Origin of the sequence: Psychromarinibacter sp. S121, assembly GCF_049801035.1 — a bacterium.
Taxonomy (GTDB): Bacteria; Pseudomonadota; Alphaproteobacteria; order Rhodobacterales; family Rhodobacteraceae; genus Psychromarinibacter.
On record NZ_JBNAGE010000003.1, the window covers coordinates 539,479 to 561,742 of the forward strand.

Annotated in this window: 19 protein-coding genes and 1 tRNA gene; 11 read left to right on the forward strand and 9 right to left on the reverse strand. The window is 65.7% G+C overall.

Annotated elements, in window-relative coordinates; genetic code table 11:
- The first annotated feature begins 1 nt into the window (after position 1).
- From hypC to cysG, 4 genes are all read left to right on the forward strand, one after another.
- On the forward strand, positions 2 to 289 hold the full coding sequence (gene hypC / locus ACP156_RS16350) for a HypC/HybG/HupF family hydrogenase formation chaperone (RefSeq protein WP_425052425.1): 288 nt from the start codon (positions 2 to 4) through the stop codon (positions 287 to 289).
- Positions 286 to 1,428: a hydrogenase formation protein HypD gene (hypD, locus tag ACP156_RS16355; RefSeq protein WP_425052426.1), complete on the forward strand. Its 1,143-nt coding sequence runs from the start codon at positions 286 to 288 to the stop codon at positions 1,426 to 1,428. The genes hypC and hypD overlap by 4 nt, the downstream gene beginning before the upstream one ends.
- Positions 1,425 to 2,468, forward strand: coding sequence for a hydrogenase expression/formation protein HypE (gene hypE, locus ACP156_RS16360; RefSeq protein ID WP_425052427.1), 1,044 nt, complete (start codon positions 1,425 to 1,427; stop codon positions 2,466 to 2,468). Before hypD ends, hypE begins: the two co-directional genes overlap by 4 nt.
- Before the next feature lie 227 nt (positions 2,469 to 2,695).
- Positions 2,696 to 4,081 (forward strand): siroheme synthase CysG, encoded by a 1,386-nt coding sequence (cysG, locus tag ACP156_RS16365; protein ID WP_425052428.1) that lies wholly within the window; start codon positions 2,696 to 2,698, stop codon positions 4,079 to 4,081.
- A gap of 113 nt (positions 4,082 to 4,194) precedes the next feature.
- On the opposite strand, the gene ACP156_RS16370 is transcribed toward cysG, so the two are convergent.
- Entirely contained in the window at positions 4,195 to 5,199 is a 1,005-nt protein-coding gene (locus tag ACP156_RS16370; RefSeq protein ID WP_425052429.1) for a helix-turn-helix domain-containing protein, read from the reverse strand.
- Between the two features lie 135 nt (positions 5,200 to 5,334).
- Between ACP156_RS16370 and ACP156_RS16375 the strand changes: the two genes are divergently transcribed.
- The 4 genes from ACP156_RS16375 (at position 5,335) to ACP156_RS16390 (ending at position 9,061) form a co-directional block, all read left to right on the forward strand.
- On the forward strand, positions 5,335 to 6,402 hold the full coding sequence (locus ACP156_RS16375) for a DUF1214 domain-containing protein (RefSeq protein ID WP_425052430.1): 1,068 nt from the start codon (positions 5,335 to 5,337) through the stop codon (positions 6,400 to 6,402).
- Between the two features lie 17 nt (positions 6,403 to 6,419).
- A complete protein-coding gene (locus ACP156_RS16380; RefSeq protein ID WP_425052431.1) occupies positions 6,420 to 7,421 on the forward strand; it encodes a DUF1214 domain-containing protein in 1,002 nt (333 codons plus the stop codon).
- A 33-nt stretch (positions 7,422 to 7,454) separates the two neighbouring features.
- Positions 7,455 to 8,240: a transporter gene (locus ACP156_RS16385; protein WP_425052432.1), complete on the forward strand. Its 786-nt coding sequence runs from the start codon at positions 7,455 to 7,457 to the stop codon at positions 8,238 to 8,240.
- Between the two features lie 86 nt (positions 8,241 to 8,326).
- Positions 8,327 to 9,061 carry a hypothetical protein gene (locus ACP156_RS16390; RefSeq protein ID WP_425052433.1) on the forward strand — a complete coding sequence of 245 codons (735 nt, stop codon included), beginning with the start codon at positions 8,327 to 8,329 and terminating at the stop codon, positions 9,059 to 9,061.
- A 308-nt stretch (positions 9,062 to 9,369) separates the two neighbouring features.
- Here ACP156_RS16390 and ACP156_RS16395 read toward each other — a convergent pair.
- The 8 genes from ACP156_RS16395 to ACP156_RS16430 form a co-directional block, all read right to left on the reverse strand.
- Positions 9,370 to 9,459 (reverse strand) — tRNA-Ser (locus tag ACP156_RS16395).
- A 116-nt stretch (positions 9,460 to 9,575) separates the two neighbouring features.
- Positions 9,576 to 10,997 (reverse strand): homospermidine synthase, encoded by a 1,422-nt coding sequence (locus tag ACP156_RS16400; RefSeq protein WP_425052434.1) that lies wholly within the window; start codon positions 10,995 to 10,997, stop codon positions 9,576 to 9,578.
- A 165-nt stretch (positions 10,998 to 11,162) separates the two neighbouring features.
- On the reverse strand, positions 11,163 to 13,229 hold the full coding sequence (locus ACP156_RS16405; RefSeq protein WP_425052435.1) for a methyl-accepting chemotaxis protein: 2,067 nt from the start codon (positions 13,227 to 13,229) through the stop codon (positions 11,163 to 11,165).
- 22 nt (positions 13,230 to 13,251) lie between these two features.
- Positions 13,252 to 14,169: a hypothetical protein gene (locus ACP156_RS16410; protein WP_425052436.1), complete on the reverse strand. Its 918-nt coding sequence runs from the start codon at positions 14,167 to 14,169 to the stop codon at positions 13,252 to 13,254.
- 107 nt (positions 14,170 to 14,276) lie between these two features.
- Complete coding sequence (locus tag ACP156_RS16415; RefSeq protein ID WP_425052437.1) at positions 14,277 to 15,251, reverse strand: LLM class flavin-dependent oxidoreductase; 975 nt, start codon at positions 15,249 to 15,251, stop codon at positions 14,277 to 14,279.
- Positions 15,252 to 15,352: 101 nt separating this feature from the next.
- A complete protein-coding gene (gene metG / locus ACP156_RS16420) occupies positions 15,353 to 17,071 on the reverse strand; it encodes a methionine--tRNA ligase (protein WP_425052438.1) in 1,719 nt (572 codons plus the stop codon).
- Between the two features lie 102 nt (positions 17,072 to 17,173).
- Positions 17,174 to 18,418 carry an MFS transporter gene (locus tag ACP156_RS16425; protein ID WP_425052439.1) on the reverse strand — a complete coding sequence of 415 codons (1,245 nt, stop codon included), beginning with the start codon at positions 18,416 to 18,418 and terminating at the stop codon, positions 17,174 to 17,176.
- A gap of 94 nt (positions 18,419 to 18,512) precedes the next feature.
- The gene (locus ACP156_RS16430; protein WP_425052440.1) at positions 18,513 to 19,148 is read right to left on the reverse strand and encodes an ImuA family protein; all 636 of its coding nucleotides are present in this window, start codon (positions 19,146 to 19,148) and stop codon (positions 18,513 to 18,515) included.
- Positions 19,149 to 19,262: 114 nt separating this feature from the next.
- Between ACP156_RS16430 and ACP156_RS16435 the strand changes: the two genes are divergently transcribed.
- From ACP156_RS16435 to ACP156_RS16445, 3 genes are all read left to right on the forward strand, one after another.
- Positions 19,263 to 20,306, forward strand: coding sequence for an aldo/keto reductase (locus tag ACP156_RS16435; protein ID WP_425052441.1), 1,044 nt, complete (start codon positions 19,263 to 19,265; stop codon positions 20,304 to 20,306).
- Between the two features lie 164 nt (positions 20,307 to 20,470).
- Positions 20,471 to 20,950 carry a VOC family protein gene (locus ACP156_RS16440; RefSeq protein ID WP_425052442.1) on the forward strand — a complete coding sequence of 160 codons (480 nt, stop codon included), beginning with the start codon at positions 20,471 to 20,473 and terminating at the stop codon, positions 20,948 to 20,950.
- 97 nt (positions 20,951 to 21,047) lie between these two features.
- The gene (locus tag ACP156_RS16445) at positions 21,048 to 22,223 is read left to right on the forward strand and encodes a TPM domain-containing protein (protein WP_425052443.1); all 1,176 of its coding nucleotides are present in this window, start codon (positions 21,048 to 21,050) and stop codon (positions 22,221 to 22,223) included.
- Positions 22,224 to 22,264: the final 41 nt, after the last annotated feature.

Below are 22,264 nucleotides of genomic sequence, written 5' to 3' on the forward strand. Positions count from 1 at the left end.
CATGTGTCTGGGAATACCGGGACAGATCGTCGAGATCACGGACGAGGCCCGCCAGATGGCGATGGCCGACGTGTCCGGCGTCCGGCGCGAGGTGAACGTGACCTGCGTGGCGGGGGCTGACCTGTCGGAACTTGTGGGCGCGTGGGTGCTGATCCACGTGGGCTTCGCGATGGCGGTGATCGACGAGCACGAGGCGGCCGAGACGCTTGAGGCGCTGCGCGGACTGGGAGAGGCGCAGGAGACGCTTGAACAGATGGCGGAGGGCGCGAAAGCGCTGGAGGAGCAATGAGATACGTCGAAGAGTTCCGCGACCCGAAGGCCGCGCGCGGCGTGCTGGCGGCGATCGCGAGGGTGACCGGAGAAATCGGCGCCACCGCCGAGAAACCGGTACACATCATGGAAATCTGCGGCGGCCACACCCACGCGATTTTCCGCTATGGCCTCGACAAGCTGACGCCGGAGGGCATCGAGTTCATCCACGGCCCCGGCTGCCCGGTCTGCGTCCTGCCGATGGCGCGGGTCGACGAATGCGTCGAAATCGCCGAGCGGCCCGGCGTCATCTTCTGCACCTTCGGCGACGCCATGCGCGTGCCGGGAACAGTGAAGTCGCTGATGCAGGCCAAGGCTGACGGCGCCGACATCCGCATGGTCTATTCGCCGCTCGACGCCGTCGAACTGGCGCGGCGCAATCCTGGCCGAGAGGTCGTGTTCTTCGGGCTGGGCTTCGAGACGACGACGCCATCCACCGCGCTGTCGATCCAGCAGGCGGCGCGCGAGGGGCTGGAGAACTTCAGTGTCTTCTGTAACCACATCACCGTGCCGCCGCCGATCAAGGCGCTGCTGGACGACCCGCATATGGTGCTTGATGGTTTCGTCGGTCCGGGGCACGTGTCGATGGTGATCGGCGTGCACCCTTACGACTTCATCGCCGACGACTACGGCAAGCCCATCGTCGTCGCCGGGTTCGAGCCGCTGGACCTGCTGCAATCGGTTCTGATGGTGCTGGAACAGATCCGCGACGGTCGCGCCGAGGTCGAGAACCAGTATGCCCGCGTGGTGCCCGAGCATGGCAACCCGGCAAGTCTTGCCGCCATCGCCGATGTCTACGAACCGCGCCCGAGTTTCGAGTGGCGCGGGCTGGGCGAGATCGACGCCAGCGGGCTGCGCATCCGCGATGCCTACAAGGCATTCGACGCCGAAGAGAAATTTGGCATCGGCTATGCCGCCGGTCCCCGCGTGGTGGCAGAGCCCGAGGGATGCGCCTGCGGTGCGGTGATGACCGGGCGGCTCAAGCCCACCGGCTGCCCGCAGTTCGGGCGGGGCTGCACCCCCGACACGCCGCTGGGCGCGTTGATGGTGTCCTCGGAAGGGGCCTGCGCGGCCTACTGGACCTATGGCGGCGCTCGCGCCGTGGAGGAGGCAGTATGAAGATGGACCGGAGCATTTCCCGCCTGCGCGGTGACCGCGTGACGCTGGCCCATGGCGGCGGCGGCCGTGCGATGCGCGACCTGATCGAAGAGATCTTCACCGGCGTGTTCCAGCCTCCGGGCAACGAGGATCAGGCGCGGCTGACGTCTGCCGCGCTGCAGGAACCCGGCGCGCAACTGGCGTTCACAACCGACGGCTATGTCGTGACCCCGGTGGAGTTTCCGGGCGGCGACATCGGCAAGATCGCGGTCTGCGGCACGGTGAACGACCTTGCGGTCGGCGGCGCGCGGCCCTTGTGGCTGTCGGCCTCGTTCATCATCGAGGAAGGCTGCGAGTTCGACCTTCTGCGCCGTATCGTCGCCTCGATGGCGCGCGAGGCCGAGGCGGCGGGGGTGGCGATCGTGACCGGTGACACCAAGGTTGTCGAGAAGGGCAGTTGCGACACGGTGTTCGTGACGACCTCGGGCGTCGGAGTGATCCCCCCGGGCCGGGACATCGGTGCGGCAAAGATCCGCCCCGGCGACGTGGCCATCGTCAACGGCGTACTGGGCGACCACGGCGCAGCAATCCTCGCCGCGCGGGGCGATCTGGCGCTGTCGACACCGGTGCAGAGCGACTGTGCGGCGCTGGGCCATCTGATGGAGGCGGTGCTGGAGGCCGCACCCGACGTTCGGGCCGCCCGGGACGCGACGCGGGGCGGTATCGCCTCGGCGCTGAACGAGATGGCGGCGGAGGCGGGCGTGACGGTCGAACTGCGCGACGAGGACGTGCCGGTGCGAGCCGAAGTGCGCGGCATGTGCGAGATACTCGGTCTTGACCCGCTGTACCTTGCCAACGAGGGGCGGCTGGTTCTGTTCGTGCCCGAAGCGCAGGCCGAGGCGGCGCTTGCGGTTATGCGGCGCCTGCCGGAAGGCGAGGGGTCGACGGTCATCGGTCGCGCTGTGGAGGCGGGCCGCATCCCGGTGCTGACTCGCACCGCATTCGGCGGAACCCGGATCGTGGACATGCTTGTGGGCGAGCAACTGCCGCGCATCTGCTGAACTCTTGAGCATTTTTCGGGCGCTGACCATGGTTTCGCGCCCCGCACCCGCGCGCAGGGCCGCATCGCGCTTGCGGACAGGCCACCGCGTGATCTAGCACGAACGCAGGTGGCAACGGCGCTGCCTGTTTCCCGAAGATTGGGCTTCTTGAGCAAGGCTGCTCGACCACGCATGGCAACTGGCCATGGGCGTGTCGGCGGCCTTTTGGCGTTTGAAAGGGGCAAGTGATGAAGAACTTCCCGATGTTTCTCCGGATGACGGGGCGGCGCGTGGTGATCTGTGGCGGCGGGGAAGAAGCGGCGCGGAAATGCCGGCTGATCCTGAAAACCGACGCGGAAATCGTGATCGTGGCCGATGGCCTTGATCCTGAATTGGAAGGCGTCGTCGCGTCCGGCCGCGCCCGGCAGGCGCACGAGGCAGGGCCGGACACCTTCGCGAACGCGGTTCTGGTGTTCATCGCGACCGGAGACGAGGAACAGGACCGCCAGCTTGCATCGCATGCACGGGCGGCGGGCGCGGTCGTGAACGTGATCGACCGGCCGGAACTGTGCGACGCCTTCACCCCCTCGATCGTCGACCGTGATCCTGTCGTGGTCGCCATCGGCACGGAAGGCGCGGCGCCAGTGCTGGGGCGGGCGATCAAGACCGAGGTCGAAACGATGCTGGCGCCCCGGCTTGGGTCCTTCGTAGCGTTGGCCGGACGGCTGCGCGACGCGGTGGCCGAACGATTTGCGCCATCGGCACGGCGCGGGTTCTGGGAATGGGCCTTTTCAGGCGAAGCGTTCCGCGCGCACCTTGCCGGTCGCGAACGGGACGCCGCGCGACTGCTGAAGGACGCCATCGCCCTGGGCAAGGCCCCGGACCGGCAGGGCCACATCGCGCTGGTGGGGGCGGGCCCCGGAGCCCGCGACCTGCTGACGCTTCGCGCGGTGCAGCGGCTGCAGTCGGCGGACGTGATCTTCTACGACCGGCTTGTCGATCCAGAGGTGCTGGAACTCGCCCGCCGCGACGCCGACCGGGTGTTCGTCGGCAAGGACGTCGGCGCTTGTGCTTGGCCGCAGGACCGCATCGACCGGCTTATCGTGGCAGAGGCCGCGAAGGGCCGCCGCGTGGTCCGCCTGAAGTCGGGCGATCCGTCGGTGTTCGGCCGCGCCGGGGAAGAGATCGCCGCAGCCCTCGCCGCCGGTATCGAGGTCGAGATCGTCCCCGGCATCACCGCCGCCTCGGCTGCCGCCGCAAGCCTGACCCGCCCGCTGACCGAGCGGGGAGAGACCGACACTTTCGTCATCACCACCGGCACTTGCCGCCCCGGAGACGCGACGCCCACCCGCGCGCATATCGCGCAGCCCGGCACGTCGATGGCGTTCTACATGGCGGTGGAGAAAGCAGCCGAGGTCCAGCGAGACCTTCTGGCAAGCGGCGCCCCCTCGGACTGCCCGGTCGATATCGTGTCCTGCGCCAGCACCGACCGCGAACGCCACGCGGCCACGACGCTTTCCCGGCTTGCCGAGACGATCACCGCCGAAGGCCTGCCAAGCCCGGCCATCCTGTTCGTCCGATATCCCAAGTCGCTGCGGGCCGAGGTATCGGAAAAGGGCACGGTCGCGGCATAAGGCAATGGCGCGGCTGGCAGGTTGTATCGGCGGAATTGACCGGAATGGTGCCGTCGGAAACTGAAGCGGTTCTGGCATAGCGCACGGCTACGTGCCGGTCGGGCGATCTGTTTCTAGGGATCCTTTTGCGAGGCGCGATAGTCTGCCGGAGACATGCCGGTCCACGTTCTGAACGCGCGCCGAAAGCTTTTTGGCTCGTCATATCCCAAGGTCTTGGCGATCATCGTCACGCCAAGGTCCGAACCGGTCAGCAGCGCACGGGCGCGTTCCGCGATCGCTTGGGCGCGGACTTCGCGGAACGTCGTGCCCTCCGATTTCAATGCGCGTTGCAGCGAGCGGCGGCTGATGGCGAGGTATCTCGCCACGGCCTCTTCGGATACGTCCAGCGTTGGACGATGCACCCGCAGGATCTGACGGACAGAGGACTCCATCGTCTGGGACGTCTCTACACCCATGAGGTCAGGCAGTTCCTGAAGCTTCACGCCGTTCCGCGTCGAGGCCCAGACCGGGTTCTTGGCCGCGAGATCGCCGATTCCTATCGCGATGGACGGCATGGCCGCGCCCGTTCGGACAGGCGCCTCGATCAAGGCGCTCAGGGTCTCGGCATCGCCTGACCGCATTTCGGGGACCTCCACCCAATCCGGACACCAGTCCGGGCCGGCGAAGTGGCGGACCGACTTGAGGATTACGAAAAGCGCGCCTTCGTCGAGGTGTCGATGGCCCACCACGGAAAGGCCAGCCGTGCTGCGTCCGACGACAAGGTGCCCCTCTTCCTGCCGCATCTCGATGCTGGATCCCGGATGGGTCACCACAAGGGCACGCCGCCCGCGATGCATCGCAGACGCCAGATCCCGCGCGCCCAGAACATAGCTCGCGAAGGCGCCGTAGGTGGCGTAATCGAAGTCGCGCCCAAGGCGCGCCCCAAGGTGGCGGTCACCGATCGAACGGGCGACGGTTTCGACCATAACTGCCTCGGCGGCATAGGGAATGAACCCCGGCAGGCCCGACAGAATCCGGCGATCGAGACCAGCCGCGCAAAGTGCGCGATCGATCACCCTTTTCGGCGCGTAACGCTCGAGCAGTTTTGCCGCGTGGGCGGTTTCAAACAGATGAACCATGTGTCGTTGCATGCTCGGAACTTGTCGCAAAATGACCGGTAATGGAATGCTAATAGTTTTCCCGGTGGAAGCCGAATCGAGATTTTAAGCGGTTTGTGGGTCTGAGTTCTCGTGGCTTAGTTCAAAGGGGGATCCATGAGAAAACGTCACATTTGGCTTTTTTCATTTATGACAATTGCCGCGTCTTCGATGAATCTTTTTGAAGGTGCTGTGGCTCAGAGTAAATCTGACTCGGCTAACCTGTCTGGGGATTCCAAAATTCTACCGGTTACGGTCGATAGCTTCATCCGTGCGGCGACAGACATCGAGTTCGGAAAATACGTTGCCCTCGCCGGAGGGGTGAACAAGTTCTACCACTTCCGCGATATGATGCCCGTCGACAATCAGACGACCATCAGCGCGAACCGGGACACGCTCTATAGCGCCGCGATCATCGATATCAGCCGGGGCGCCACCTTCACTCTTCCCGATGTCGGTGACCGCTACATGTCGGCAATGGTCATCAACCAGGATCACTACCTCAACAAGGTGTTCCACGGCGGCGGCACCTATACGCTCGACATGGACACGTTCGACACGCCCTACGTCGCCGTTTACTTGCGCGTTCTGCTGGATGCGACCGACCCCGCGGACGTGGCTGCCGTGCACGCGATCCAAGACCAGATGTCGATCGACGCCGCTTCGTCCGAGCCTTTCATAGTACCGCCCTATGACGAGGAAAGCTTCGCGGGTCTCGTGAAGGCGACTGTCGGTATCGGCGCCTATCTGCCGGACAGTTTCCATATGTTCGGCAAGAAGGAAGATGTTGATCCGGTGCGCCATTTCATCGGCACGGCCGGGGGCTGGGGCGGGCTGCCCGAGGACGAGGCGCTTTATCTCGGGATCTCGCCGAACCTGCCGATCGGGGAATACAAGATCGAGGTGCCTGCCGAGGTCCCGGTCAAGGATTTCTGGTCGGTCAGTCTCTATGATGCAAACCGCTATTTCGCGCCGAACGCACTCGACGCCTACGTCGTCAATTCCGTCAGCGGGACGCGAAACGAGGACGGCAGCATGACCGTGCATTTGGGCGGTTGCGAGGACGGGCGCGTGAATTGCCTGCCGCTCGTCGAGGGATGGCAATACACCGTGCGGCTTTATCGCGCGGCGCCCGAGGTTCTCGACGGATCGTGGACCTTTCCCGAAGTCCAGCCGGTGAACTGACACAAAGGACAAAGACCATGCGGTATATTTTTCTGGCCATTGCGCTTTGCGCACCTGCGCCGGTCCTTTCTGAGGACATCACGATCCAGAACCTCATGCGCGCCGAGAGCGATACGATGTTCCGGCTCACCATGAAGACCAACGGAACCGGTGTCGGCGAAATCGCCCATGAGCGCGAAGTAACCTCCGCGGACAAGCCGCAACCGGTCATCCGGCCCAATCAGGACACATTGTATTCAGCGGCCATCATTGACCTGTCCGAACCGGTGACGGTTACGCTGCCCGAGGGCGACGGCCGGTTCCAGTCCGTGCTGGTGATCAGCCAGGACCACTACAACTTCGCCTATGCCGAACCCGGTGCCTATGAGCTGACCGAGGACGAGGTCGGGACACGCTTCGCGATGCTCCTGTTCCGCACCTTCATCGACGCGGGCGATCCCGAAGATGCCGCCCGCGCCCATGCCGTGCAGGACGGAATACGCCTTGAAGGCGGTGGAAGCGGCCCCTTCGAAGCACCGGACTGGGACCTTGAAAACCTTGAAGCCGCGCGGAAGGCGATCAGCGATCTCGCTGCTGTCGTCGGCCTTGACGCCAGCACCGCCTTTGGCCGTCGCGACGAAGTGGACCCGCTCGGCCATCTGATCGGGATGGCGGGATGGGCGGGGCAACCGGCTACGACAGCCAGCGCATTTCTCGGCGCCGCCGACAAGAATGACGGCGAGACCCCCTACGAAGTGACGCTGCGCGACGTCCCGGTGGACGCCTTCTGGTCGATCACCGTCTACGACGTGGATGGCTATCTTGCGCCCAACGCGCTTGGCCGGAACAGCTACAACCAGACCTCGGCTACACCGAACGATGATGGGTCCTACACGATCCACTTCGGCGGCTGCGATGACGGGCGGATCAATTGCATCCCGATCACGGCCGGCTGGAACTATACCGTCCGGCTTTACGAGCCGCGGCAGGAAATCCTGGACGGAAGCTGGACCTTCCCGAAACCAAAGCCGTCGGCATGACGATTTGACGAGCGGCTTCGGGGAGGGCGGCAGATGTCTGGAAGGTGGATCTGGGTACTAGGCGTGCTGTCTTGCGCGGGCGCCGGAACTTCGCATGCGCAAGACACATCCGATCTGGCGCAGCAGCTCGCCAACCCGATTTCCGCGGTGATCTCTGTTCCTTACCAGTTGAACTTCGATGGCAATATCGGGCCGGACGACGAAGGCAGCCGAACCACGCTGAACCTTCAGCCGGTGATACCCTTCACACTCGATAACGGAGCGAACGTCGTCACGCGGACAGTCGTTCCATATGTCTGGCAGACTGACGTCATCCCGGACACCTCGCAAAGCGGGTTTGGGGATGTTCTATTGAACGCGTGGTACACGCCGCCCACACAAGGCGGCCTGACATGGGGCGTCGGGCCGGTGGTCCGCGTGCCGACGTGGTCGGACGTCTCAAGCGAAACCTGGGCTGCCGGGATCACCGGAATTGTGCTCAAGCAGTCCGGTCCCTGGACCTTCGGCGCGCTTTCCAACCACATCTGGGATCTGGAACGCGGTCCGAAAACGCCCACCAACGCCACCTTCATTCAGCCGTTCGTGAGCTACACCACCGACACCTCGTGGACCCTCTCGGTGCAAAGCGAAAGCACCTACGACTGGGCAAACGATCAATGGTCCGTACCGGTGAACTTCGCCGTCTCCAAACTCGCCGTCATCGGTCAGCGCCCGGTCAGTTTCCAAATGGGCGCGGGATACTGGGTCGAGTCTCCGGCCAACGGCCCGGAGGGCTGGCGATACCGTTTCCAGGTGCAGTTTGTGTTTCCAAGAGGGTGATGTCCCACCAAGAAAGGCCGCCTCTGGGTCTTGCGCACCCAAAACGGCTGTAGCGAAAGGAGTAGCTACTCGTGATTAGGAAATACGTGGCCGCCGTTCTGACGATCGCGGCCAGTCAGATCCTTCCGGCGCCCGGGTGGGCACAGGGAGGGTGGGAGTTCACCGTCAGCCCTTATGGCTGGATGTCCGGGCTCGAGGGCGACGTCGGGACCCTTCCGGGCTATCCGTCACAGCCTGTCGATTTGTCCTTCGGCGACGTCCTCAACGATCTGGACTATGCCTTTTTCCTGACAGGCAGCGCGCGAAATGACCCGTGGGTCCTCTATTTCGACGGCTCCCTGGTGCAGACCACCTCTTCCGAAACGCTGGGCGGTCCGGTCTTGCAAGGGTACGAGATCAAAAGCAAAACAGCGAACTTCGCCCTGGCCTTCGGCACGACGATCAGGCGATCTGACCGGCACTACGTCGACGCCTATGCGGGCTTTCGGCACTGGTCCCTCAACAACACCTATTCCGTGACAACGATTGGCGGATCATATTCCCAGGACGCCGACGCCAGCTGGACCGACCCCATCGTGGGGGTCGCGGGGAACTACCGGCTTGGCGAAAGATGGGTGGCCTTCGGCGCCGCGGATATCGGCGGCTTCGGCGTCGGTTCTGACTTCCAGTGGTCGGTCATGGTCGGTGTGAATTACCTGGTCACCGACAGCGTCTCTGTCGGCGTCGGCTGGCGGCACATGGACGTGGATTACGACAAGGACGGCGTCGTCTACAACGCCTCGCAATCAGGGCCGGTCATGGGAGTGACCGTGAGGTTTTAGAGGATCGGCCAGCACTCGGATCGGTGCCGGGCAATCGGCCGTCACGGCCTGAACGCGACACCTTGGCGCGGTCGAAACCACCCCGCAGCATGGCGTTGGCGGAGGATGGCCGTCATCAAGCTGGCCCGACGTCCTCCGCCCAGATGGAAACCTGCGCATCGGCGGATGTGAGGATTTCTATCAGGTTCCCGGCGACGGCTGACGCAGGGACGCCGCGAGTTGGTCACCACATTGGGGCGCGTTCGGGAGGACGCGCTCTTGTGCCGCGCAGGCGTCGTACCGGCTACGAACGCATGGGCATGTGTGGGTGGCGGAGACGAAGGGATTCGAACCCTCGAGACGGTTTCCCGCCTACTCCCTTAGCAGGGGAGCGCCTTCGACCACTCGGCCACGTCTCCGCCGACGCGTATATCCAAGCAAACGCAGGGAGTACAAGGCGAAACTGGGCGGGGTCTGAAAAAGGCGCACGGCGTGCTTTCGGCGGCCGCCGGGGCGCTGCCGAAAGCATGGGGTGCTAGCTTGCGAGGACGTTGCGGAATTGCCAGGGGTCCGTTTCGTCGATGTCTTCCGGGAATTGCGCCCAGCGGTCCTGAAGCGGTGTCCAGTCCGTATAATGCGCTTCGACGGGCCCAAGGTAGGGGCGCTGGACCTCGAGGCAGCGGGCGAAGTCCATCTCGTCGGTTTCCACGATGCCGGCGTTCGGGTTTTCCAGCGCCCAGACCATCCCGGCCAGAACCGCCGAGGTCACCTGAAGCCCGGTGGCGTTCTGATAGGGCGCGAGGTCGCGCGCCTCGTCGTTGCTAAGCCGCGACCCGTACCAAAGCGCGTTCTTCTCGTGGCCGTACAGCAGGACACCCAGTTCATCGATGCCCTCGACGATCTCGTCTTCGGTCAGGATGTGATGCCGGGTCTGCTGGCGGCCCGATCCGAACATCTCGTGCAGGCTTAGGATCGCGTCGTCACAGGGGTGATAGGCATAGTGGCAGGTCGGGCGATACACCGGGTCGGCGCCTTCGCCGACGGTGTAGTAATCCGAGATCGAGATCGCCTCGTTGTGGGTGACGATGAAACCGAACTGCGGGCCGGGGGTCGGGCACCATGTGTGGACACGGGTGATCGCGCCGGGCCGTTCCAGCCAGATCGCGGCCTGGCATCCGGTTTCATGCCGGTGCGCGTTTTCGGGGAACCACGTCTCGTGCGTGCCCCAGCCAAGCTCGGCGGGCTGGAAGCCTTCGGCGATGAAGCCTTCGACCGACCATGTGTTGACGAACATCCCGCGGGGGCGGGGGACGCGCCGGGCCTGCGTGTCGCGCTCGGCGATGTGGACGCCCTTGACGCCGAGGCTTTGCATCAGCCGGGCCCAGCCGTCACGGTCATCGGGGACGCTTGTTTCGCGCCCGAGGTCGCGGGCGAGGGTAAGAAGTGCTTCCTTGACGAACCAGCTGACCATGCCGGGGTTGGCACCGCAGCAGCTGACCGCGGTGGTGCCGCCCGGCGAGCGGGCCTTTTCGTCCCTAACGGCCTGCCGCAGCGCATAGTTCGTGCGGGCGGCGTTGTCGGTCGTACCGAAATAGTAACCTTCCCAGGGTTCCGCGACCGTATCGATGTAAAGGACGCCGAGTTCGCGCATGAACTTCATGATGTCCAGCGACGACGTGTCGACGGAAAGGTTCACGCAGAAGCCCTTACCGTCGGGAAACAGGTCTTTCAGCACCGTGCGGTAATTCTCGGGCGTCAGCTTTGTCTGCAAGTGGCGAACCTGATGCTGGCGTAGGAAGACGGCCTTGGACGGGTCGGGTTCGATGACCGTCAGCTTGGACGCATCATAGTCGAAATGGCGCTCGATCAGGGGCAGGGTGCCCTTCCCGATGGAGCCGAAGCCGATGATGACGATCGGGCCGTCGATGCGGCCGTAGGTGGGATAAGCTTCGGCCATCTGGTTTTCCTTGCCGGCGGGGTGTCACTTGTCGCGGCAATAGCCGGTTTGCGAGTCGAAGTCGACGGGAGGCGGCGCGAGGGCCGCGCATCTTTCAGTGCAATTCGGCCCTGCCGGCGTTGTGGGCGACGCAAGTCCCGAGGCGCGTCCAAGCCCCCGGTCCGGTCAGGCGGCGCCGCGCATTTCCTCTGTGTCCGGTGGCAGGCTGAAGCGGCCGACGGCTTGGCCCAGCGTCTCGCATTCTGCGACCAGAAGGCGGGTTGCCGCCGTCGTTTCCTCGAACATGGCGGCGTTTTTCTGGGTCAGTTGATCCAGTTGCGCGACGGCGGAATTGATGCCGCCAAGCGTCTCGGACTGACCGCTCATTTCGACGGTGATGCCCGAGACCCGTTCGGCGACCGCGCCGACAGTGGTGACGATGCCGCCAAGCGCGGTCTGCACCTCGTCGACAAAACCGGTGCCAGCGCGAACCTGTTCGTCGCTGCGGGCGATCAAAGCGTTGATGTCCTGCGCCGCCTCCGAGGCGCGCTGGGCGAGGGCCCGGACCTCGGACGCCACCACGGCAAAGCCGCGACCGGCCTCTCCGGCGCGGGCCGCCTCGACCCCGGCGTTCAACGCCAGAAGGTTGGTCTGGAACGCGATATCGTCGATCAGGTTCACGATGCGTCCGGTCTCCTGCGACGAGCGGCTAATGCCCTCCATCGCGCCGACCATGCGCGTTACGGCGTCCTTGCTGTTCTCCGCAGTATCCCGCGCCTCTCGCACAAAGCTGTCCACCTCGGCCGAGCTGGTGACGGCGGACTGAACCGCCGCGGTCAGAACCTCGAGCGCGGCAGAGGTTTCCTGAAGCGAGGCGGCCTGGCTTTCGGTGCGCTGCGCCAGCGAGTCCGATGCGCCAGAGATCTGGTCGACCTCGTTGCGGATCGTCTCGGTCGACAACAGGATGTGGCCCATCGTGTCGGTCAACTGGGCGACGGCGGCGTTGAAGTCGACACGCAGCTTGTCGTAGCCCTCGGCCAGTTCCTGATCGATCCCGCGTGACAGGTCGCCGGCGGCAAGGCGGCCCAGGGCGTCGGCAAGTTCGGTAACCACGCGGCCCTGTTCGGCAAGCCGCGCCTGACGTTCGTCTTCCGCGATGCGGCGCGCGGCTTCACGTTCCTGCTGTTCCTGTCTCTCGCGTTCGGCCTCGGCTTCTTCGCGCTGGCGTTCGCGTTCTCGCCGCGCATCTTCCGCTTCTTGCCGTTCGCGTTCGGCCTGTTCGGCGGCTGCCTGTGCGCGGCGCTCTTCTTCCTCCAGCCGCGACTTCTCGATCGCGTTCTCGCGGAACACTTCGACCGAGCGGGCCATAGCGCCAAGCTCGTCGCGGCGCGTGGTGTCGGGCAGGGCGGTATCGAGTTCGCCGCCTGCTATCGCAAGCATCTGACCGTTCAGGCGTTTCAGCGGGCGCAGGATGGACCTGCGCACCGACACGACAGCGCCGCCGGTGGCCGCGAGGGCGATGGCAGCCAAGAGGGCAAAGGCGATCAACCGTCCACGCGCTTCGGTGGCCCGGTCTTCCGCCGCCGCACCTCGGCTGGCCGCGCCAAGCAGCGCGCCGGTCGTTTCGGTCACTTCGGTGAATTTCAGGCTGGCGGATTGCAGGCTGTGCCGGATCGCGGCGATGCGGTTCTGTTCCTCGAAGCGGAAGTTGTTGAGCGCGCTGTCGAAATTGCCATCCCGCGACAGCCGTAAGGTTCGGCTGTTCGAGACGACGTACAGCGACATGATGCGTTCCATCTCTCCGGCCTTGCGGGTCAGGAAGTTCAGCGCGCGGTCGAGTTCGGGGGTAGAGACCTCGGCCTGATCCAAAGCCGAAGACAGCCGCATCACCGCTCCGAAATAGGCGCGGATCGCGGCGTGCAGCCGGTCGCGGATCGCAACCTCGGCCACCGGATCGAACCGTTTGGCCGCAAGGTTGGCCGCGCGCAGGTCGAGGAGCGTCGCGAGGCTGGAGTTGATGTCGAGCAGCGCTGCCGTCATCTGCGAACTGATTTGCGACACCGTTTCCGACGTGCGCATCGTGGCGTCCTGCCTTTCAAAAGATGCGTCGGCGCGGCGCGAGGACAGGTCGATGGTGACGGCGTTCAGCACAGCAAGAAAGACGATCGGGCCGATGACCCAGGCCATGATCCGGGTGCCGAGGCCCCAGACCGTTGTGCGCGAGTCGGGTTGAGGGGTGATATCCATGGTCATATCCGAGACTCCCGCCGCCCGATCAGAACAGGCTTCCGCCGTTGCCCGAAAGGGCCGCGACGACCGCGCGGGCCTGCTTCACCGCGAAATACACGTCCGATGGGGTCTTGCCGCCGAGGTAGGGCGCGCTTGCCGCGGGTTCTTCGACGCCCGCCGCCGCGCGGATCGCCTGCACGTCCGCCATGGCACGCGACAGGATCTTCATCACGTCCGCGGGCGTGATGTCGCCCGACAGTTGGCCGGGGTCGACGATGCCGTCCACGGCAAAGCGTGGGTCCGCCTCGGACAGTGTCTTGAGATCGGCGATCAACTGGTGAACCGCCTGGTAGACATTCGCCGGTGTGCGCCCCGTCTCGGGCCATAGCGAGCCGGTGTTGAACTCGGTCCCGGTGTGACGCGCGATGTCCTCAAGCGCCATGAGAACGGTCGATGCAAGCTGGAAGACGTCGTTCGGCACCGTTGCGGGCACCCCCAGCGCATCAAGCTGCGCACCGATGCGCAAGAGGTTGGCATTCACGTCGGTGGGCGTCTTGCCCTCGGGCAGGGCGGGCGTCGCAACCTCGTCCTCGACCCCGTAGGCGCCGCGCAGGTCGACCACTCCGGACAGGATGCGGTCCATGACCTCTTTCACGTCGGATGGTGTGACTTCCCGGGATGGGACGGGATCAAGCGATGCGGTTGGCAGGCCGTTCATGTAGCGAAGCAGTTGCAGCTTTCGCCAGACATCGCGCGCCGTTTGCAGGACATGGCGCGGCCGCGTCGGGTCGTCTGGCACCTCGATCTCGGCCGTTTCGGAGAAATTGGCCGCATTCAGCAGGTCGAGATGCAGCAACACCTCTTCCGTCCGCTGGAAAACGTGGTTCGGGGTCGCCTCTTGCGCCTGCGTGCCAAGCGGCGCGAGGACGGTGGCGAACAGGCAGACCAACAGAATACGGCGCATAGGAACCCTCCACCCCGGTGGGCGGCGGCCGGAATGGCCGTGCCGGAACCGGGTGAAGGGGGCCTAAACGCTTCGGGTTGATACCGCGTAAACGCGCACGGGCGCTCTTAGCCGAGGATCTCCGCCGCGATGCCGAAGGATTTCACCCGCGCGGCGTGATCGTGGATCTGGCCGGTCAGGATCACCTCGTCGGGCCGGTAGGTGCCGATCAGGTCTTCCAGCTTCGCACGTACGGTGTCCTTGCTGCCGACCGCGCTGATCCGCAACGCCTCGTTCACGCCCGCCAGTTCGTCCGGCGTGGCGTCCAGCGTGTCGACGGGCGCGGCCAGCGGGCCGGGGCGGCCACGGCGAAGGTTCAGGAACGTCTGCTGCATCGAAGTCCGAAGCCGGTGCGCCTCGGCGTCGGTGTCAGCGGCGAAGACGTTGATCGCCAACATGAAATGCGGCTCGGGCCACGTTTCGGACGGGCGATAGGTGGCGCGATAGGTTTCCAGCGCAGTCTCAAGGTAGCCGGGCGCGAAGTGCGAGGCGAAGGCGTAGGGCAGGCCAAGATGCGCGGCCAGTTGCGCGCCATAGAGGCTGGAGCCAAGCATCCAGACGGGCACCTCGGTCCCGGTTCCCGGCACCGCGCGCACGCGGGCATCGGGGCGCTCGGGGCCAAGGTAGGCCATCAGTTCGACCACGTCGTTCGGGAAGTCGTCGTTGTTGCCCATGCCCCGGCGCAGGGCGCGGGCCGTGCCCATGTCGGTCCCGGGTGCGCGCCCAAGGCCAAGGTCGATGCGGCCGGGGTACAGCGTCGCCAGCGTGCCGAACTGCTCGGCGATCACCAGCGGCGCGTGGTTCGGCAGCATGATGCCGCCAGCGCCAACGCGGATGGTCGTCGTGTGGGCCGCGACGTGACCGATCACCAACGAGGTCGCGGCAGAGGCGATGCCGGGCATGTTGTGGTGCTCGGCCAGCCAGTAGCGGTTGAAGCCCCAGCGCTCGGCGTGCTGGGCAAGGTCGACGGTGTTCGCCAACGCGTCCGCCGGGGTTTTGCCTGCGGGCACGGGCGAAAGATCGAGCACGGAATAGGGAACCATCGGTCACTCCTGACTGGGCGGACCGCCCTGATCTAGTGCCTTGGCTTCCGGCTTTCCACCGGGGCGCCGCGCCTGCCGCGACGGCAGACGCGGGTCCGGTGTCAGGTACGTACGCCGGAGAAGCGCGACTGCCAGTCCTCGCGTTCGTCGTCCGAGATCTTGCGGAACAGGTTCTCGGGCACGGTGAAGGCTTGCCCGGCGGGCAGGGCGGCCAGCGCGCCGGCGATGTCCTTGGGCCACGCCGCGTCTTCCGCCCCCATCGCCTTCAGCATCTCGGCGGACGCATCGGGGATGAACGGCGCCGACAGCACGCCGTACAGCCGGATCAGGTTCAGCGACAGCCGGATGATCGCGGCCGCAGCGGCCTCGTCTTCCTTGAACACCGACCACGGAGCGGCTTCCTGCAGGTACTCGTTCCCGGCGGCCCACATCGCGCGCAACTCGGACGAGGCTTTGCGGACGTCGATCGCCTCCATATGCGCCTGGTAGGCGTCGAGCCGTTTCGACAGGTCCGCGATCAGCGCCGCTTCGCGCGGGCCGGTCTCGCCGCCCTCGGGGACGGTTTCGCCGAACTTCGAGCGGCAGAACTTGGTGACGCGGCTGACGAAATTGCCCAGCACGTCGGCAAGGTCCTTGTTCACCGAGGCCTGGAAGTTCTCCCACGTGAACTCGCTGTCCGAGTTCTCGGGCGCGTGGCTCAACAGCCACCAGCGCCAGTAGTCGGCGGGCAGGATGTCCAGAGCCTGATCCATGAACACGCCACGTCCCTGCGAGGTCGAGAACTGGCCACCGTCGTAGTTCAGGTAGTTGAACGACTTGATATAGTCGACCAGCTTCCACGGGTCGCCCGAGCCGATGATCGTGGCCGGGAAGGACAGGGTGTGGAAGGGCACGTTATCCTTGCCCATGAACTGTACATAGCGCACGTCTTCGGCACCCTTGTCGGTGCGCCACCAGCGCTGCCACGCACCGTCGTCCAGACCCTTCTCGTCGGACCATTCCTTGGTCGCGGCGATGTATTCGATCGGCGCGTCGAACCAGACGTAGAAGACCTTGCCTTCCATCCCCGGCCAGTCCGCGTCGCCTTTCTTCACCGGCACGCCCCAGTCGAGGTCGCGGGTGATGCCACGGTCTTGCAGCCCGTCGCCGTCGTGCAGCCATTTCTTGGCAATCGACGTGGTCAGCACCGGCCAGTCGGTCTTTTCGTCGATCCACGCGTCCAGCCGGTCCTTCAGCGCCGACTGGCGCAGGTACAGGTGCTTGGTCTCGCGCACTTCAAGGTCCGTCGACCCCGAGATCGCGCTGCGCGGGTCGATCAGGTCGGTCGGGTCCAGCTGCTTGGTGCAGTTCTCGCACTGGTCGCCACGCGCCTTGTCGTAGCCGCAGTTGGGGCAGGTGCCTTCGATGTAGCGGTCGGGCAGGAAGCGGCCGTCGGCATTGGAATAGACCTGTTTTTCCGTGACTTCCTCGATGTAGCCGTTGTCGGCGAGACGGCCCGCGAAATACTGCGTCAGCGCATGGTTCTGCGGGCTCGACGACCGCCCGAACTTGTCGAACGACAGCCGGAACCCCTCGCTGAGGCCCTTTTGAACCTCGTGCATCTCGGCGCAGTACTCGGCCACCGGCTTGCCTGCCTTCGCGGCGGCAAGCTCGGCGGGCGTGCCGTGTTCGTCCGTGGCGCAGATGAACATGACCTCGTCCCCACGCGCGCGGCAGAACCGGGCGTACAGGTCGGCGGGCAACTGAGAGCCGACGAGGTTGCCCAGGTGCTTGATCCCGTTGATGTAGGGAATGGCGGAGGTGATGAGAATCCGGGCCATGTTCGCGTCCTTTTCGAGTCCCGCGCGCCTTAGCCTATTCGGGGGCGATGGGCCAGAGGGGCGCAGCGGGGCCTTCCGCCCCATGGTGGCCCGTGTCGGGTGTCAGGCGCCCGGACCATCCCTGTCGCCGCGGTCCCTGAGCCTGCCGATCAGCCGGCCGATCAGGAACGACGTGCGGGGCGCGTAGACATAGGCGGTGCGCGTTTCGGTGGCCGGGCGGACGCGCATCCGCAAAAGGCCGTAGACCACCAGCGCAAGGTGGCCCAGCGACACGAGTACGAACAGTGTGCCGGGTCCGAATGCGCCCACGAGACTGGAGGCGACCAGCGGCGAGGCGATGGCGCCGAGGGCGTAGAAGAACAACAGCGCGGCGGAAAGCTCGACGCGCTTGTCCGGTTCGGCGAAGTCGTGCGCGTGGGCGGCTGCGACGGAATAGACCGGATAGGTGACGATGCCGAAAACGATGGCGGCGATCAGCACCACGGCGGTTCCGCCCGCTGGCGCCGCGACGGTGGCACACCCGGCGACCGCGGCCAGAAGCGACAGCGTGATCAGTACCTTGCGGCGGTCGAAGTTGTCGGCGAACCAGCCCGCAGGCCACTGTGCGATGGCGCCCCCAAGGATATAGGCGCCGAGGAACCACGCGATCTCGCGGGCGTCCAGCCCGATCTCGCGGCCATACAACGGGCCGACCATCCGAAAGGCCGAGCCGGTGAGACCTGCCACCATCACCCCCGCCACCGACAGGGGCGAGATCCGCCATGCCAGTCCGGGGCGCAGGCGCGGCGCGGCGTCGATGACGGGCTCTTGCGAGCGGGTCAGCGCAAGCGGCAACAGCGAGGCGCAGCAGATCAGGGCCAGCACGTTGTACGAGATGTAGCTGGCGGGCTCGAGCACGGCGATCATCAGCTGCGCCACCAGCGCCGCGCCAAGGTCGACGCCGCGATAGCCGCCCATTACCCGGCCTCGGCTGGTGTTGGTGACCTTGGCCTGCAGCCAGCTTTCCACCACCGTGTAGCAGCCCGCTACGCTGACGCCCGACGCGACCCGCATCAGCGCCCACGCGTAGGGGTCTGTGATCAAAACATGCGCCAGAAGGCCGATGGCGCCCGTTGCGGTGAAGGCGGCGAAGGCGCGCGAGTGGCCAACGGCACCCATGATGCGCGGGGCCTGCCAGCAGCCGACGAAGAAGCCCACGAAATGCGCCGAGCCCAGAAGACCGATCTGCGCCGGGGTGAAGCCCAGCACCAGCCCCGACAGCGCGTCGAGCGGTCCGACGCCGCCGGAGCTGAGTTGCAGCAAAGCGATAGAGGCCAGCAGGGCGGCAAAGGAGATCAGGGTCCGCATGCGCCCTGCGAAGCATCGGGGGGCGGATCACGCTTGCCCGTTCGCGACATGGGCAGGGCGGTTTTGGCTTCGGCGCGGACCGCGCTCGCGTGCTTCAGGCTGCCGCGGCCAGCGGTTCCGTCCGGAAGCCCTGCGGCCCGGTGGTCATCTGCCATCCCTGCACCGGGGCGGTGCGGGCGCGCAGGCGGTGCAGGTGCCAGCCTTGCCGGGGCTTGCCCGCCGGGTCCGTCTGCATTCCGTGGGCGGACCGCAGCCGCCAGCGCGACTCGATCCCCGGAGCGCCGCCGTCACCGGGGGTCAGGATCAGGCCCAGCGGCGCCACTTCCCCCTCTGCCGCGCCGGTCTCGGCGGCAAGGTGCAGCCGCCGCACCGCCGTCATCCCCGGAGGGCCGGGCAGGTCGGCCACCGCCAGCGGCACCACGCCCGCGCGCAGCACCTCTTCAAGACACCACAGCAGGTCCTCGGCGCGCTGCGGCTCAAGAAACACAACGCGGCCCGGGTCGAACAGATGCGCCGCCGCCTCGGGGTTCAGCCGCTCGGGCAGCCACGAGGGCGAGATCCAGAACACCGGCCCCTCGGTCCGCGCCGCGACCAGCGCCGCCAGCGTGCGCCGGGCGTCGCCGCAGAACTCGTGCGCCCGCGCAAGCGGCAGCGCCATCCCGTCCAGAAAGGACAGGGCGGGGCGGTCACGGTCGCGCGACGGGCTTCGGGACAGGAGATGTGCGGTCATCGTTTTAGTATGCATGTTCTTATTTTGTTCTCAAGGCATATCCGCAGGGAAACCCGCTTGCCACCACGGCACCAGCGGCTAGCCTGCGCGCAACACGCGAACAGGAGAACCGACATGGACAGGATCAAGCTTGGCCGCAGCGACCTTGAGGTCTCGCGCCTGTGCCTTGGCACGATGGGATGGGGCAGCCGGAATACAGAGGACGAAGGCCACGCCCAGATGGACGCAGCCATCGCCGGCGGCATCAATTTCGTCGACACGGCAGAGGTTTACCCGACCTACCCGGTCAAGGCCGAGACCGTGGGCCGCACCGAAGAGATCGTGGGAAGCTGGCTTGCGAAGACCGGTCGCCGCAACGAGATCGTGCTGGCCACCAAGGTGGCGGCTCCGAACCAGGGTGCCGTGCGTGACGGCGAGGGCTATTCCGGCGAGATCGTGCAGCGCACCGTCGACGGCTCGCTGAAGCGGCTGCAGACCGATGTGATCGACCTGTACCAGACGCACTTCCCGCTGCGCCCGCAGTACCACATGCGCGCCCAGTGGTCCTATAACCCCGGCCCGATCGACCGCGCCGCCATCGAGGCGCATATGATCGACCTGATGCAGGGCATGCAGAAGCTGATCGAAGCCGGCAAGATCCGGCATTGGGGCCTGTCGAACGAGACCGCATGGGGCCTGACCACCTGGGTCCGCGTGGCCGAAGAGAACGGTCTGCCGCGTCCGCTGACGATCCAGAACGAATACTCGATCCTGCACCGCATCGCCGACATGGATCTGGCAGAGGCCTGCATGGCCGAGGAGGTCCCGCAAATCCCGTTCTCGCCGCTGGGCATGGGCCTGGTCTCGGGCAAGTACGGCCCTGACCTGACACCCGAGAAGACCCGCCGCGCGCAGGAAAGTACCCTGAACGGGCGGATCAATCCGAAGGTCTGGCCGGCAATCGAGGCCTATCTTGCCATCGCCAAGCGGCACGGGATGGACCCGTCGGCGATGGCGCTGGCGTGGACGCTGACCCGGCACTCGGTCGCGTCGCCGATCTTCGGCGCGTCCTCGGTCGCCCATGTCGAAACCGCGCTTCAGGGCGCGGAACTGACCTTGTCGGACGAGGTCCTGGAGCAAATCGACGAAGCGAACCGCATGCATCCGAACCCGTTCTAAGTCAGGCCTCTATCGGGAACTCCTGATGTCACGCCGCCGGCGCGGTCTTTAGGGCGCCGGCGGTCTATCGCCGCCTCGCACGGCGCTTCTGACAGATATAGTTGATACCAACATAAAGCCGTGTCAGCTTGCGCCGAAGACCCGACGGCGGAGGAGGATTCGAGATGCCGGTTCCCAAGAACACGATCTGTCTATGGTACGACCGCGAAGCGGAAGACGCGGCGCGGTTCTATGCAGCGACCTTCCCGGACAGCGAGGTCAAGGCGGTGCACAAGGCGCCCGGCGACTATCCGTCCGGCAAGGCGGGGGATGTGCTGACGGTCGAGTTCACCGTGCTGGGCATCCCTTGTCTCGGCCTGAACGGTGGACCCGTTTTCACCCATTCCGAGGCCTTCTCGTTTCAGGTGGCGACCGACGATCAGGAAGAAACCGACCGCTACTGGAACGCCATCGTCGGGAATGGCGGACAGGAAAGCGCCTGCGGCTGGTGCAAGGATCGCTGGGGCCTGAACTGGCAGATCACACCGCGCGTACTGACCGAAGCCATGGCCGAGGGCGGCGAAGTGGCCAAACGGGCTTTCGACGCGATGATGACCATGCAGAAGATCGACGTCGCCGCGATCGAGGCCGCGCGGAAGGGCTGAACCGTTTTCACGAAGGGGCCGGAATTCCGCCATTGGCGGGTCCGGTATCGCCTCCTAGGGTCGCGCCGAAGCAGGCAGGCGCCGACCGGAGGGGCGGATGACGAAACATGACTTGAACTTCGCGCTGGCGATCGCATTCGCGGTGGTCGTGATCGGGCTGGGGGCAGGATTTCTGGTCGGCACGCTCACCCGTCCCGCCGAAGTCGCGGCAGAGCGCCCCAGCGAGCAGGTGACCTTCACCCCCGACGCCTCGCGCGGGGCAGGCGGTGGCTCGGCGACCGGCATTCCGGGATATGGCGATGTCTACGTCAACGACTATGCCGACCTGCTGGACCCGGCGGCCGAGACCTCGATCCGCGACGACCTGATCGTCCTATACGACCAGACCGGGATCGAGATGACGGTGCTGACGATCCAGAGCCTTGCCACCTATGGCTACACGGGATCGCTCGAGAGCTTTGCGACGGCGCTGTTCAACGACTGGGGCATTGGCAACGCGTCGTCCAACGACGGCGTCCTTGTGCTGGTCTCGGAGGGCGACCGCCGGATGCGGATCGAGATCGGTGCGGGCTATTCCGTGCTGTGGAACGACCGGATGCAGCGGGTGATCGACGAGGGCTTCTTGCCCGATTTCCGCAACGAGGATTATCAGGCGGGCATCCTGACGGGCGTCGACGAAACGATTTTCGAACTGACCGGCAACTATCCCGACGAGTTCTCGACCAACACGCTGCGGCGCGGCTTCTATCGCATCTGGCACTGGATCGAAGCGCTTGGCGCCTTTGCATGGGGGCTTCTGGCGGCGCCCGTGGGAGCCATCGTCTTCGCGGTGCGGCGCCACCTGCGCAACCGCCCACGGGCCTGCGACCGTTGCGGAACGGTCATGCTGCGGGCGGGGGAAGAGGCGGATGACGAGCATCTGGACGGCGGCCAGCGGCTGGAGGAATACCTGCGGTCGGTCGACTATGACGTCTGGCACTGCCCGTCCTGCGCCCACATGCTGATCACGCGCCACCAGGCCTGGTTCTCGGGCTACAGCGCCTGTCCGCAATGCAGCTATCGCACGCTGAGCACGACCGCCGAAGTCTTGCAGGCGGCGACCAAGTCGAGCACGGGGCGAAAGCGGCTGGACTACGATTGCAGCAATTGCGGCTACCACGACAGCGAGATCCGGACGATCCCGAAGGTCAGTTCCTCCAGTGGCTCGGGCTCCAGCCGGTCGTCCTTCGGCGGCGGTTCGTCTTCGGGCGGCGGGGCGAGCGGCAGTTGGTAAGGCTCGCGCGCTTGGCAGTCTGCAAAAGCCTTCGGCGCGGA